General features: G+C 55.6%; 13 protein-coding genes and 1 pseudogene. 7 read left to right on the forward strand and 7 right to left on the reverse strand.

All coding sequences use genetic code 11. The features are described from left to right. The first annotated feature begins 78 nt into the window (after window positions 1-78). The 7 genes from BN6471_RS11360 to BN6471_RS11390 all read left to right on the forward strand — a co-directional run bounded on the left by BN6471_RS11360 (window position 79) and on the right by BN6471_RS11390 (window position 6,576). Window positions 79-1,443: an HlyD family efflux transporter periplasmic adaptor subunit gene (locus BN6471_RS11360; RefSeq protein WP_066649138.1), complete on the forward strand. Its 1,365-nt coding sequence runs from the start codon at window positions 79-81 to the stop codon at window positions 1,441-1,443. A 4-nt stretch (window positions 1,444-1,447) separates the two neighbouring features. Continuing rightward, a complete protein-coding gene (locus BN6471_RS11365) occupies window positions 1,448-2,653 on the forward strand; it encodes an ABC transporter permease (protein WP_066649140.1) in 1,206 nt (401 codons plus the stop codon). A 31-nt stretch (window positions 2,654-2,684) separates the two neighbouring features. Beyond that, on the forward strand, window positions 2,685-3,311 hold the full coding sequence (locus BN6471_RS11370) for a hypothetical protein (RefSeq protein WP_066649142.1): 627 nt from the start codon (window positions 2,685-2,687) through the stop codon (window positions 3,309-3,311). Window positions 3,312-3,314: 3 nt separating this feature from the next. Continuing rightward, window positions 3,315-3,986 carry an ABC transporter ATP-binding protein gene (locus BN6471_RS11375; protein ID WP_066649145.1) on the forward strand — a complete coding sequence of 224 codons (672 nt, stop codon included), beginning with the start codon at window positions 3,315-3,317 and terminating at the stop codon, window positions 3,984-3,986. 184 nt (window positions 3,987-4,170) lie between these two features. After that, entirely contained in the window at window positions 4,171-4,605 is a 435-nt protein-coding gene (locus tag BN6471_RS11380) for a DUF2975 domain-containing protein (RefSeq protein WP_066649148.1), read from the forward strand. Between the two features lie 9 nt (window positions 4,606-4,614). Then, entirely contained in the window at window positions 4,615-4,827 is a 213-nt protein-coding gene (locus BN6471_RS11385; RefSeq protein WP_066649152.1) for a helix-turn-helix domain-containing protein, read from the forward strand. 78 nt (window positions 4,828-4,905) lie between these two features. After that, window positions 4,906-6,576 (forward strand): DUF4153 domain-containing protein, encoded by a 1,671-nt coding sequence (locus tag BN6471_RS11390; RefSeq protein ID WP_066649155.1) that lies wholly within the window; start codon window positions 4,906-4,908, stop codon window positions 6,574-6,576. 81 nt (window positions 6,577-6,657) lie between these two features. On the opposite strand, the gene BN6471_RS11395 is transcribed toward BN6471_RS11390, so the two are convergent. From BN6471_RS11395 to BN6471_RS11425, 7 genes and pseudogenes are all read right to left on the reverse strand, one after another. Continuing rightward, entirely contained in the window at window positions 6,658-8,172 is a 1,515-nt protein-coding gene (locus BN6471_RS11395) for a catalase (RefSeq protein ID WP_066649157.1), read from the reverse strand. A 114-nt stretch (window positions 8,173-8,286) separates the two neighbouring features. Next, window positions 8,287-8,979: a 50S ribosomal protein L1 gene (gene rplA, locus BN6471_RS11400; RefSeq protein ID WP_066649160.1), complete on the reverse strand. Its 693-nt coding sequence runs from the start codon at window positions 8,977-8,979 to the stop codon at window positions 8,287-8,289. Window positions 8,980-8,982: 3 nt separating this feature from the next. Then, window positions 8,983-9,408 (reverse strand): 50S ribosomal protein L11, encoded by a 426-nt coding sequence (gene rplK / locus BN6471_RS11405; RefSeq protein ID WP_066649164.1) that lies wholly within the window; start codon window positions 9,406-9,408, stop codon window positions 8,983-8,985. A gap of 323 nt (window positions 9,409-9,731) precedes the next feature. Then, window positions 9,732-10,235, reverse strand: a pseudogene (gene nusG, locus BN6471_RS11410) (transcription termination/antitermination protein NusG); the annotation flags it as partial. A gap of 190 nt (window positions 10,236-10,425) precedes the next feature. Next, a complete protein-coding gene (gene secE / locus BN6471_RS11415) occupies window positions 10,426-10,698 on the reverse strand; it encodes a preprotein translocase subunit SecE (RefSeq protein WP_082903463.1) in 273 nt (90 codons plus the stop codon). A gap of 27 nt (window positions 10,699-10,725) precedes the next feature. Next, the gene (rpmG, locus tag BN6471_RS11420) at window positions 10,726-10,875 is read right to left on the reverse strand and encodes a 50S ribosomal protein L33 (RefSeq protein ID WP_066649167.1); all 150 of its coding nucleotides are present in this window, start codon (window positions 10,873-10,875) and stop codon (window positions 10,726-10,728) included. Between the two features lie 446 nt (window positions 10,876-11,321). Continuing rightward, window positions 11,322-12,269, reverse strand: a complete 948-nt coding sequence (locus BN6471_RS11425) for a glycosyltransferase family 2 protein (protein ID WP_066649170.1) — start codon at window positions 12,267-12,269, stop codon at window positions 11,322-11,324. Between the last annotated feature and the right edge of the window lie 82 nt (window positions 12,270-12,351).

Here is a 12,351-nt window from a genome sequence, read left to right on the forward strand (position 1 = left end):
GTTTTTTCATACCCTTCTTAACCGTTTCTTAATCCTCCCCCTTGTATGATAAGCAAAGAAAACCTTTTGGAGGATACTATGAAAGTCAAAAAACCATCTAAAAAAATGATTGTCGCTTTAGTGGTCGTCATCGCCGGGATCGGGATTGCAAGCTACTTCGGCGTAAGCAGCGCCGCCGGAAGCGACCTGCCAGAAACCATCCAGCGCGAATACCCCGTCACCCGCGGCGATATCACCGCCGGGATCAGCGGACAGGGCGTGCTGCATTACAATGCTACGCCCCAGAATTTCAGCGAAGCCGTCACCATTGGTGAAGTATTGGTAAAACAGGGGCAAAGCGTCAAAGCGGGCGATAAACTCGCCATGGCGGATGAGGAAAAGTTAAACGACGCTTTAGAGGCCGCACAAATCGAGCTTGAAAAAGCGCGCATCGCCTTAAAACAGGCCAAAAGCGCCAAGACCTTAGGCGAACTGAACGCGCAAAAAGAGGCCGCCTCACAGGAGTCCGGCAGCGCCGAAACGGGCAACCAGCTCGCACAGGCAAACAGCACGGTCGATTCGCTCCGGCAAAAAGCCGATTCGCTGGCCGCGCAAATCGGTGAAATTGACGCGCAGATCGCCGCACTGTCCGAGGGCGACCCGCAGGCCGCGGAGCTCAATGCCAGGCGCGAAGCCCTCTCGTCCGAGCTGGAAGCCGTCAAACAGGAGCTCGAAAGCGCGCAGCAAAACCGCTCTTCCTTAGAAGACGCAAAAAATAAGCAGGAGGAAGCGCAGGCCAAAGCGGATGCGATCGACAAAAAGATCGCGGGAGAAAATTCCGGCAGCCTGCAAGACGCCATCGACCTTGCAAAGCTGGATGTGGAAGCCGCGCAAAAGAAAGCCGGCCAGCTGCAGCGGATCAAGGACGATCCATACCTTTACGCAAGCACGGACGGCGTTGTCCTCTCCCTCGACGCGGCGGTAGGCGCGGAAACAAAGCCCGATTCCCCCGTTGCCGCTATCGGCGACCCCAACCAGAAAACAGTCACCGTCCCCATCTCCCAGTCAGACATTGGCAAGATCGAAGAGGGACAAAATGTTGAATTTACGCTGGATGCCTTTGGCGACAGGCAGTTCACGGGCAAAGTGCTTTCGCGCAGCCTCGTTCCCATCAAGGACAGCAACCCCGTTTCCTATAACGTCGTCATCTCCGTCGACCCAAGCGACGCGGAAATGCTGGACGGCATGAGCGCCAACGCGACGATGATCTTGAAACAGCAAAAGGACGTGTTGCAGCTCTCCAATAAAGCGATCGCCGTGTGCGACGGCAAGCAATACGTGAAGATGAGAAACGACGACGGCACCCTGCGCGACGTGGAAATACAGACAGGGTTTTCGGACGGCAAGGTAAGCGAGGTCACCGGCGGCCTTTCGGACGGCGACGTCGTGATCGTGGAAGGTTGACGCTATGAGGTTCATAGAAACGCTGCGCATCGTATGGATCAACCTGATGCAAAATAAATTCAAGGTGCTCCTGACCTCGCTGGGTATCATCGTAGGCGCCGTCACCATCGTTATGGTCATCGCCATCGGCAAGGGCGGCGAAGCGGAGATCGCCGGGCAGTTCCAGGGCCTTTCCGCCGAGACCATCTACGTCAATCCGGATTACAGCAAGATGTTTGGTTCAGATATGGGCATGAAGCCCATCCCCAAGCTGACGCGCGAAAATATGGAACAAATGCTGCAGGAAAACAGCTATCTGCAGGATATCACACTGCGCGCCAGCTATTACGCCGACGCCGTCTTAGGTAGCCAGAAAGCGTCCTCCCAGGTAACAGGCGTGCTCGAAAACTACGAGAAGATCAACAACCTTGCCGTCGCGCAAGGGGAAAACATCTCGGACGCGGACGTGGAAAGCGAGGCCCGTGTGGCTGTGATCGGCGACGCTTTGGCGCAAAAATACTTCAAAGGCCCGGAGGACGCGGTCGGCCAAACGATCAAGGTCGGCGAACAGCAATACAAGGTCATCGGCGTATTGGAGCGCAAGGGCGACGGGATGCAGGGCGTGAACCCCGACGATACGATCTTCATCCCCTTCACTACGGGCGAGCGCTTTTTGGGCGACGATTTTACCCTCCCCCAGGTCGTCGCCATGGCGGACAACATCAACCACGTACAGGCCGCCATGAAGCAGATGCAGGGCACGCTCGACTATATCTTAGAGGACGGCAGCGTTTACATGCTCGAAGACGCGGGCAGCCGCATCGACGCGGCAATGGAATCCGCCCGTACCATGAACGTGCTGCTGATCTCCGTGGCGACGATCGTGTTCATCGTGGGCGGGATCGGCATCATGAACGTATTGTTCGTGTCCGTCAAGGAGCGTACCAAGGAGATCGGCATCCTGAAAGCCCTCGGCAGCTCCAAAAAGGACATCATGACGCAGTTTTTGCTTGAATCCGTCATCATCAGCCTATTCGGCGGCCTCGTTGGCGTGGCTCTTTCCTACCTCTGTATGCCGCTGATGGACTATACCGACATCCCTGTGCTGCCCACGATAGACGGGCAGGTCGTCGCCCTGCTGTTCGCGGTGGTGACGGGCAGCTTGTTCGGTTTTTACCCCGCATACAAGGCGTCCCGCTTAAAGCCGATCGACGCTTTGAATTATGAATAAACATACACACACAAGAAAGGAAAACAAAAACATGAAAAATTTTCTAATGGTAACCTTCGCAGCCCTGCTGCTTTTCTCCCTCGCCGCATGCAGCGCGCCCGCCGCGCCGGAGGCCTCCCCCATTTCCCCGCAAGGAGACGCCCCCGCGGGCGGTGGACAAACGCCCCCTGACGGCGCGGAAACCAAAAACATAGAAATGTTGTACGGCAAGGTCAAATCGCTCGTGGGCAACACAGTGGCGCTCGACCTCGCAAAGCAGCCGGGAGGCGGCGATACCTCGGTGATCCCGGAGGGCGCGGAGCCGGATACCGGCGGCGTTCCTGCGGACGGGTATGACATTGCCATCGACAGCAGTAAAAGCGCCGCCGTTACCGGCGGCGATGAAGAAAGCGGAAGCGATGGGGAAGGCGGCGGGATCAGCTCCAGTTACTTTGCCGAAGACGAAAATGGCAACATGATCCAGTTACATCCGGAGGACACGCCCAAATTGGAGCTGGAATACACGGGCGAAACCACGGAACTGACCATCCCTGCCGGCCTGAAAATCTACGATTCCATCGGCAAGGAGCTCAAAATGTCCGACTTAAAAGAGGGCAACGTGCTGATGGTGATGCAAAACGGGGACGGTTCCATCGAATCGATCACAGTCATGGAGTAGCCAATGGAACATTTCCTTGTACTGTCAAAGGTGAACAAATCCTATGCCGTGGGCGACAGCCGCCTGCACGTCCTAAAGGATATCGGCTTGCAGGTGGAACGGGGCGAATATTTAACGATACTCGGCCCGTCCGGCAGCGGAAAATCGACGCTGATGAACATCATCGGCTGTATGGATACGCTCGATACGGGCGGCTATTTCCTGGATGGTGAGCCGGTGCATGAAAAAGGCGACAGCGAACTGACCATACTGCGCAACCAAAAGATCGGGTTCATCTTCCAGAAATACCACCTGATCCCGCAGTATACCGCCCTGCAAAACGTGATCATGCCCCTGCTGCTGCGCGGTATGTCGCGCGCAGAGGCGATTGCGCAGGCGGAGGAAAGCATTCGCCTTGTAGGCCTCACAGAACGCATCCGCCACCGTCCCAACGAGCTTTCCGGCGGCCAGCAGCAGCGCGTAGCCATTGCCCGCGCGCTGGTGACAAAGCCCGCCCTGCTGCTGGCTGACGAACCGACGGGCGCGCTCGATTCAGCGACCGGAAAGGAGATCTTAAAGCTGTTTTCCGAGCTCAACGATGCAGGCAATACCATCGTCATGATCAGCCACGACGAGGGCGTGGCCAAAGCCAGCAAGCGCATCGTCACCATCAGCGACGGACGGCTGGAGGCATAGGTAACAGGTAAAAGGGGCGGGATATCCCGCCTCTTTTTATTCCCGGCAGGCTGCCGCGTTCCGCCATTCCCTTACCACTCACGCCGCCGCGCACAAATTTATCGATTATCAATAAATTTTTGTTGACATATAATAAAATCCGGTTTATACTTGCCATGATAAGATGAAGAAACCGGAGGCTGTTATGAAACACGGACAAACCGCTGCAAAAATATTGAACGGCGCGATTATCGTATGCATGGTGGCGATCATCGCCCTCTTTGCGACTACGCCGTTTTTGTCAAAGTACATGGCCGACGTTTATGTCGTGCAAAGTTTTATTTTCTTCTATACGGCGGGCGCGCTTGCCCTGTGGTTTTTATACGAGCTGCGCAAGCTGATCCTAAGCGTGCGCGCAGGCAACCCGTTCATCAGGCGCAATGTCGTCATCCTGAAGCGCTTGTCCCTGTCCCTTGGCCTGCTGCTTGCGGACTTTATCTTCATTACCTGCTTCAAGCCGTCCGTTTCCAAGCTGCTGTGCATTGCGCTTCTGCTGCTGGGCGTACTGTGCGCGCAGGTGCTTGCCCACCTGATCCAGCGTGCCGCGGAGTACCGCGAAGAGCTGGATCTTACCGTGTGAGGTGGCGCGATGGCGATACTGGTAAACCTTGACGTGATGATGGCAAAGCGCAAGATCAGCTTAAACGAGCTTGCGGAGCGGGTGGATATCTCGCTTGCCAATTTGTCCATCCTCAAAAATAACAAATGTAAGGCGGTGCGCTTTTCGACGCTCAACGCCCTGTGCCGGGCGCTCGATTGCCAGCCCGCCGACCTTTTGGAATATATCCCGGATAACGAATAAGCGGTAAACCCATACCCTTGCCGCCTTGACCGCCTGTGCGGCACGGCTGGTTTGTTTTACCCAAAAACGGAGGTTATTATGACGATTGAACAAACAAAGCTATCCACGCCGCGTTTGGCGGCTGCAAGCGTGCTGCTTGCCCTTTCCTTTTGTATCCTGCTCTACGACAGCCTGTTTAAGCTCATCCCGCTCGGTTTGAACGTCCCGCTCTACCTTGCCGCCTTTTACCTTTCCCTTGGCATCGCGCTCGGCAAACGCTTTACATCCGGCCTCAAACCGACCGTGCTGCACCTGGCGCTCATTACCCTGCTGTGCATCCCCTTCGTGCTGATCAGCAATCCCCTGCTGCTCACGCTTTCCGCCATCCTCATCATTTTATTGGTAGGCGAACAGGTTATGCTGAGCATGAAAAAGGCGCTGCACGACCCTTATTCCTTCTGCTTCGTGGGTGATTCACTCGCCCTCTGGTTTACCTTTTCCTTCGGGGGCGTGAAGGGTGCGTTCGCACAATACAAAAGCGGCGGCAAAAGCCGTTTTACAGGGATCCTCATCGGCATTGCCGTGGCCATCCCCGTGCTGCTTGCCGTGATCCCGCTGCTCATGTCCGGCGACGCGGTCTTTGACAAGGCCTTCCGGGATCTGTTCGGCGGCCTTAGGTGGAACGACATTTTGGGCAATATCGCCGCCATGCTGCTGCTGTTCACCCTCGCCTCCGGCCTTTTTTGGGCGCTCGCCGCACGGCCGCGCACCAAGCCGCCCGTGCGCCCCATATACGCCGAAGCCGTTCCTCCCGCCTATGATACGCGGCAGCCGTATGCCCAGCCCCCTGCCGCCTATGCGCAATCCATACCGGCGCAAAAGCAGCCCGCCTATTTCAACCTCACGGCCTCTTTCTTCGTATTGGGCGCGCTTTCCGCCGTCCTGCTGCCCTTTTGCGCCATCCAGTTTGCCTGCCTGTTCGCGGGCAGCGTGCCGGAAGGCTTCACCTATGCGGAATATGCGCGCAGCGGTTTTTGGCAGCTCCTTGCCGTGGCGGTCATCGTGATCGCGCTGGTATTGCTGCTGCTGCGCTTCGGCGCGCCGTGTTCTTCCGCCGCCAACAGCGCCCGGCGCATTTTGATGGCGCTGCTGCTCGTGTGCACGCTCGTACTGCTCGTGTCGGCCTTCTCGCGCATGACGCTTTACGAACAGTTCTTCGGCTTTTCCCAGCTGCGGCTGTTCACGCAGTTCTTCATGGCGGCGCTGCTTGCTTTCCTGGCGTTTGGCATCGCCCGCCTGTGGCTTTCCCGCCTCAACCTTAAGAAATGTGCCTTTTTCTGCTTCCTCGGCTGCTACATCGTGATGGCCTTTTTCAATGTCGACGCTTTCATCGCGCGGGAAAACGTCAAAAACCAGGGCGGCAATGCCGATATCACCTACCTTACCACGCTGGGGCCGGACGCCCTGCCCTACTACATTGATATGCTCGACCCCGCCGATTTTGAAACGGAGATCGTGCCGGAGGAGGATTACGATTATGACAGCCGCCCAAACTTCACGTATATCGGCGGCGGCAACATGCTGCTTTACGATGACCCCGCCGCCTTACGGCAGGCGCGCAGCTTAAGCCACATTATGCGCGACATAGACGTTTCAGACAACTGGCGTTACCTAAACGCCGGGCGCAGCGCCGCCAAGCAAGCGCTGGATGCGCATCCTGACATTGTTTTGAAGATCGAGGAGATCAGGGACGCGCTCAAAAGCCGCTGATCCCAGTGTGTGAACAAAGACGATCTTAATGCAGCAAAAAAGGGCCTGTACGCGTTTGTACAAGCCCTTTTGATCCTGTCCTTACATCCTGCCCGGCATCGTCGCCTCATTGAGCTCGTCGTTGCTAAGCTCCTTAAGCTCGCGCACCTTGCCCAGGTCAAGGCCCAGAGCCTGCGCGATACGCGTACCGTACTCCTCGTCCGCGCGGTAACAATGCGCTGCGTGGCGGTACTTGATATTCTCCGTCACCGGCGCGATGTTGCGTGCCGTATTGCCGATGAGTACGTTGCGCTGCTCCTCGCTCATCAGGCGGTATAGCTTGCCCGGCGCCTTGAATACGTCGTCCGTCGGGTCGTCCGCCGGGTCAAAGGCATACATAGCGCCCGTAAGGTCGAGCGGCGGTTCCATGGCCTCCGGCTGCGGCGCCCACTGGCCATAGCTGTTGGGCGTATAAGCGACCGTGCCGCCGTAATTGCCGTCCACGCGCATCTGCCCGTCGCGGTGGAACTCGTTGACCTCCACCCTCGCCCTGTTGACGGGGATCTGGTTGTGGTTCACGCCCAGGCGGTAGCGGTGCGCGTCCCCATAAGAGAACAACCGCCCCTGTAAAAGCTTGTCCGGCGAGAAGCCGATGCCCGGTACCACGTGCGCGGGGGAAAACGCAGCCTGCTCTACCTCGGCGAAGTAGTTTTCCGGGTTGCGGTTCAGTTCCACAACGCCCACCTCGTGCAGCGGATACTCCTTATGCGGCCATACCTTCGTGATATCGAACGGGTTTTCGTAATGGTTTTTGGCCTGCTCCTCCGTCATGATCTGGAAATACATCGTCCAGCGTGGATAATCCCCGCGCTCGATCGCCTCGAACAGGTCGCGCCCGTGGCTCTCCCGGTCTTTGCCGATCAGCTCCTCCGCCTCTGCGTCGGTTAGGTTCTTGATACCCTGCTGTGTGCGCAGGTGGAATTTGCACCATACGCGCTCGTTCTTATCGTTGTACAAACTGTAGGTGTGCGACCCAAACCCGTGCATGTGGCGGTAGGAAGCCGGGATGCCGCGGTCGGACATCACGATGGTCACCTGGTGCAGCGCCTCCGGCAGCAGCGTCCAGAAATCCCAGTTATTCTGCGCGCTGCGTAAATTTGTCTTAGGGTCGCGCTTGACCGCCCTGTTGAGCCCCGGGAAGTTGTGCGCGTCGCGCAGGAAAAACACCGGCGTGTTGTTGCCCACCAAGTCCCAGTTGCCCTCCTCGGTATAAAACTTCATCGCAAACCCGCGAATATCGCGCTCTGCGTCCGCGGCGCCGCGTTCGCCCGCCACCGTGGAAAAGCGCACGAACATATCCGTTTTACTGCCCGGCGTAAAGACCTTCGCCTTCGTCCACTGCGAAACGTCGTGCGTGGCGGTAAACGTGCCGTAAGCGCCGCTCCCTTTTGCGTGCATCCTGCGTTCCGGGATCACCTCCCGGTCAAAGTGCGCCAGCTTTTCCATCAGCCACACGTCCTGCATCATAACAGGCCCGCGCGAACCCGCCGTCACCGAATTCTCGTTTTCGGGCACCGGCGCGCCCACCTCGTTTGTCAGCTTTCTTTTTTCATCCATTGGTATACCCCTCCCTTTTAATGAAATGATACCTATAGATAAACGTTTCCCGCCGCATATAAACGCACAAAAAAGACAGCCGGCTTTTGCCTGGCTGCCTTTTGGTTACGTGTGTCAGATGAAGCGCAGCGGGTTTATCTTCACGCCCGGGCCCATCGTCGATGCGATCACCACGCTCTTTAAGTAAGTGCCCTTCGCAGCCGACGGCTTCGCCTTCACGATCGCGTCCATGATCGACTTCAGGTTTTCGCCGAGCTTCTGCTCGTCAAAGCTCTTCTTGCCGATCGGTACGTGGATGATCGCCGTCTTGTCGACGCGGTACTCCACCTTACCGGCTTTGATGTCTGCAATCGCCTTAGCGATGTCCATCGTAACCGTGCCGGATTTCGGGTTCGGCATCAGGCCCTTCGGCCCGAGAACCTTACCGATCCGCCCGATTGCGCCCATCATATCGGGCGTCGCGACGATCACGTCATAATCAAACCAGCTTTCCTTCTGGATCTTTTCGATCATTTCTTCAGCGCCTACGAAATCCGCACCGGCTTCCTCCGCTTCCTTTGCCTTGTCGCCCTTTGCGAGCACCAGCACCTTAACGGATTTCCCTGTTCCGTGCGGCAGCACGACCGCACCGCGAACCTGCTGGTCTGCGTGACGCGGGTCAACGCCCAGCCTCACGGAAAGCTCGATCGTTTCGTCGAAGTTTGCCTTTGCGGTCTCCTTGCAGATTTTCACTGCTTCTTCCGGGTCAAACAGTGTCATCCTGTCAAAGCTCTTTACGCTGTCTAAATATTTCTTTCCCTTTTTCATCGCTTAGCCCTCCACTTCTACGCCCATGCTTCTTGCGGTTCCCGCAATCATGCTGACTGCCGCGTCAAGCGACGCTGCGTTAAGGTCGGGCATTTTGAGCGTTGCGATCTCTTCAAGCTGCGCGCGCGTGATCGTTGCGACCTTCTGCTTGTTCGGCACGCCGGAAGCCTTCTCGATCTTGCAGGCTTTTTTGATAAGCACTGCCGCCGGAGGCGTCTTGGTGATGAAGCTGAAGGAACGGTCTGCGTACACAGTGATCACGACCGGGATGATAAGCCCGGCCTGCTGCGCCGTCTTCTCGTTGAACGCCTTTGTGAAATCCATGATGTTTACGCCGTGCTGGCCGAGCGCAGGCCCGACCGGCGGCGCAGGCGTTGCTTTTCCTGCGGGTATCTGCAATTTGATATACCCTGCGATTTTCTTTGCCATAGTCTTTATCCTTCTTTCTTATAAAATGTGGTTGCGATGCAAGGATTACATCTCCCACTTAATAACTGTTTCCTATCGATTCTTTCTGCCGCCAGCCGTCGCGGTCGATATGCAAACCGCTCGGGTTTTACTCCGTAAAAACTCTCTCTTGTAAACGCCGTCGCGACTCTGCCGGATCAGGCACAGCCATAGCCATCTATTCTCGTATAGCATCCGGTATTGTGATGCCAGACGTATGCGAGTTTAACATCGCGCAGCGAGGTTGGGTGTTTGAGCAAGTAGGCTGGCATTACATGCCGGATGCGTTCTGCTTCAAATCGATACTAAATCCTCTTAACCTGTACAAAATCGAGCTCCACAGAAGTATCGCGCCCGAACATCGAGACGAGCACGCGCACCTTCTGGCGCTCCGCGTTGACTTCCTCGACCACGCCCACAAAGCTTTCGAGCGGCCCTGAGGTAACGATGACGTTGTTGCCAACCTCCACGTCCAGCTCGATGCGCACGTTTTCGATGCCCATGGAGCGCACCTCCGCGTCCGATAACGGGATCGGCCGTGAGGACGGCCCAACAAAGCCGGTCACGCCGCGCGTATTACGCACCACGTACCACGATTCGTCCGTCAAAAACATTTTGACCATCACATAGCCCGGGAACATTTTACGCGTCACATGGCGCTTTTTCCCGTTCTTGATCTCCACAGATTCTTCCATGGGGACTTTCACGTCGATGATCGTATCATGCAGGTTGTGGTTCTCTACTGTTTTTAAGAGGTTGTCCATCACCTTATTCTCATAGCCGGAATAGGTATAAACGACGTACCAGTACGGTTTATCCGTCTTTTCCTGCTTTAAGAATTTCGGTTTTTCTTCCTTGTCGTCGTGCGCCGCTTCGTCGGCCGCCTGCGCCGCAGAAGCGGCTTCCTCTTCTTTTACAGTATTGATATCCATATCCTCAGGGGTATTTTCTGCGATATCCCCTGATTCAGTGATTTTCTTATTCATAAATCGGCTGCTCCTAGTTTACGAAGAAGTTATGGAACACAGTCCCAAGGCCCCAGTCCATCAGGCCTACGATAACGGTGAAAATAACAATGAAAACAATAACGGCAAACGTCGTCTTGAAAAGATCGTTTTTGGACGGCCACGTTACTTTTTTGATTTCACCCCACACGTCCTTAAAGAACCTTCCCGGACTGCGCTTCTGCTTCTTATTTTTTTTCTTGGCGAGCTTCTTCTGCTCTTTTAAGTGCTTTTCTCTTTCCTCGCCCAACAACTTGGTTTTCGCCATTGCCTTAACCCCTCAAAATTTACTTCTTTACTTCGTTTCCTTGTGCACCGTATGCTTTTTGCAGAACTTGCAGTATTTGGAAAGCTCCACCCTGTCAGGGTTGTTCTTCTTGTTCTTCATCGTGTCGTAGTTCCTCTGTTTGCATTCCGTGCAAGCGAGCGTAATCTTATCGCGCATTGTTAAAACCTCCGGTTTTGTTTTTAGACAATCTAAAAAAAGGCACTCTCTGCCTTTTATCAAAGATACTTTAATATGATATCATCAAAACGCGCTCCTGTCAACGGTTTTCGGGGCTTTTCCGCTGACTATTTTTGAATGCTTTGCACGCCTCACCCCTGCTCTTATCGCCGCCGCCCGGCGCGCTCTGCATAAACGAAACTTACCACAGCCTTAGGTGGCTATTTGCATTCCGAGTCTGCGCGCTACGCTTGCAAAGACGTCGGAAGCAAACACCGCACCACGGCTGCGGATCAATCACGCCCGACACATGCCGACAGCATCCGATATCGTGATGCCGGACGTATGCGAGTTTAACATCGCGCAGCGAGGTTGGCTGTCTGAGCAAGTAGGCCGGCATCACATGACGGATGCGGCCTGAATAAACGCAGGCCCTGCGCGACCGTTCAATCGTCCCTGAGCACCGTCTCGATGATGTACTTCGGACGCTTCTTCGTCTCCATATACGCCTTGCCGACGTATTCGCCGATGATGCCGATAGCCAGCAGCTGCAAGCCGCCCAAAAGCCAGATGGACATGATCATGCTCGTCCAGCCGGTCGCCGTATTCCCCAGCGCGTTCACGACCAGCGAATAGATGAGCATGACCAGGCTCACCACAAAGATCACCAGCCCCACCACCGTGATCATGCGGATGGGCTTGATGGAAAACGAGGTGATGCCGTCGAAGGCAAAGCTGACCATTTTTTTCAACGGATATTTCGATTCCCCCGCAAAACGCTCGCCGCGCGAATATTCCACGGCCGCCGTCTTATAGCCGATCTGCGGCACGATGCCGCGCAAAAAGAGGTTCACCTCACCGAATTCGCTCAGTCCTTCGAGCGCGCGCCTTGACATCAGCCGGTAATCCGCGTGGTTGTACACCGCGTCCACGCCGAAAAATTTCAGGATCTTGTAAAATGCCTGCGCCGTATTGCGTTTAAAGCCCGTATCTGTGTCGCGGTTGCTGCGCACGCCGTACACGATGTCGCAGCCTTCCTGGTATTTGCGCATAAATTCGTCCAGCACTTCGATGTCGTCCTGCAGGTCTGCGTCCATGGATATCGTCACGTCGCACATGTCCTTGGCCGTCATAAGGCCCGCCAGCAGCGCGTTTTGGTGTCCGCGGTTGCGCGATAATTTCACGCCCAGCACATACGGATTTTCCCTGTGCAGCTCCTCGATGATTTCCCATGTCCTGTCCTTGGAACCGTCGTTTACGTACATGATACGGCTGTCTTGCGCCACAAGCCCCGCCCCGATCATACGCGTGAGCTTGTCCGTCAGCCGTTTTGTCGTTTCATGCAGCACCGCTTCTTCGTTATAGCACGGCACAACGATGTATAATTTGTCCATTTGGTTTACCTGCTTTTCAAAGTTTCTTATTTCATGTTACTGTACTTTGGGCGCATCGTCAATCGGATACGCGGTTTTTTCT

This window comes from Christensenella timonensis (genome assembly GCF_900087015.1).
GTDB lineage: Bacteria > Bacillota > Clostridia > Christensenellales > Christensenellaceae > Christensenella > Christensenella timonensis.

Excerpts from the sequence above, each read along its gene's own strand:
- BN6471_RS11360 (WP_066649138.1), top strand. The coding sequence starts at position 79 with ATGAAAGTCAAAAAACCATCTAAAAAAATGATTGTCGCTTTAGTGGTC.
- BN6471_RS11365 (WP_066649140.1), top strand. The coding sequence starts at position 1,448 with ATGAGGTTCATAGAAACGCTGCGCATCGTATGGATCAACCTGATGCAA.
- BN6471_RS11370 (WP_066649142.1), top strand. The coding sequence starts at position 2,685 with ATGAAAAATTTTCTAATGGTAACCTTCGCAGCCCTGCTGCTTTTCTCC.
- BN6471_RS11375 (WP_066649145.1), top strand. The coding sequence starts at position 3,315 with ATGGAACATTTCCTTGTACTGTCAAAGGTGAACAAATCCTATGCCGTG.
- BN6471_RS11380 (WP_066649148.1), top strand. The coding sequence starts at position 4,171 with ATGAAACACGGACAAACCGCTGCAAAAATATTGAACGGCGCGATTATC.
- BN6471_RS11385 (WP_066649152.1), top strand. The coding sequence starts at position 4,615 with ATGGCGATACTGGTAAACCTTGACGTGATGATGGCAAAGCGCAAGATC.
- BN6471_RS11390 (WP_066649155.1), top strand. The coding sequence starts at position 4,906 with ATGACGATTGAACAAACAAAGCTATCCACGCCGCGTTTGGCGGCTGCA.
- BN6471_RS11395 (WP_066649157.1), bottom strand. The coding sequence starts at position 8,172 with ATGGATGAAAAAAGAAAGCTGACAAACGAGGTGGGCGCGCCGGTGCCC.
- rplA (WP_066649160.1), bottom strand. The coding sequence starts at position 8,979 with ATGAAAAAGGGAAAGAAATATTTAGACAGCGTAAAGAGCTTTGACAGG.
- rplK (WP_066649164.1), bottom strand. The coding sequence starts at position 9,408 with ATGGCAAAGAAAATCGCAGGGTATATCAAATTGCAGATACCCGCAGGA.
- secE (WP_082903463.1), bottom strand. The coding sequence starts at position 10,698 with ATGGCGAAAACCAAGTTGTTGGGCGAGGAAAGAGAAAAGCACTTAAAA.
- rpmG (WP_066649167.1), bottom strand. The coding sequence starts at position 10,875 with ATGCGCGATAAGATTACGCTCGCTTGCACGGAATGCAAACAGAGGAAC.
- BN6471_RS11425 (WP_066649170.1), bottom strand. The coding sequence starts at position 12,269 with ATGGACAAATTATACATCGTTGTGCCGTGCTATAACGAAGAAGCGGTG.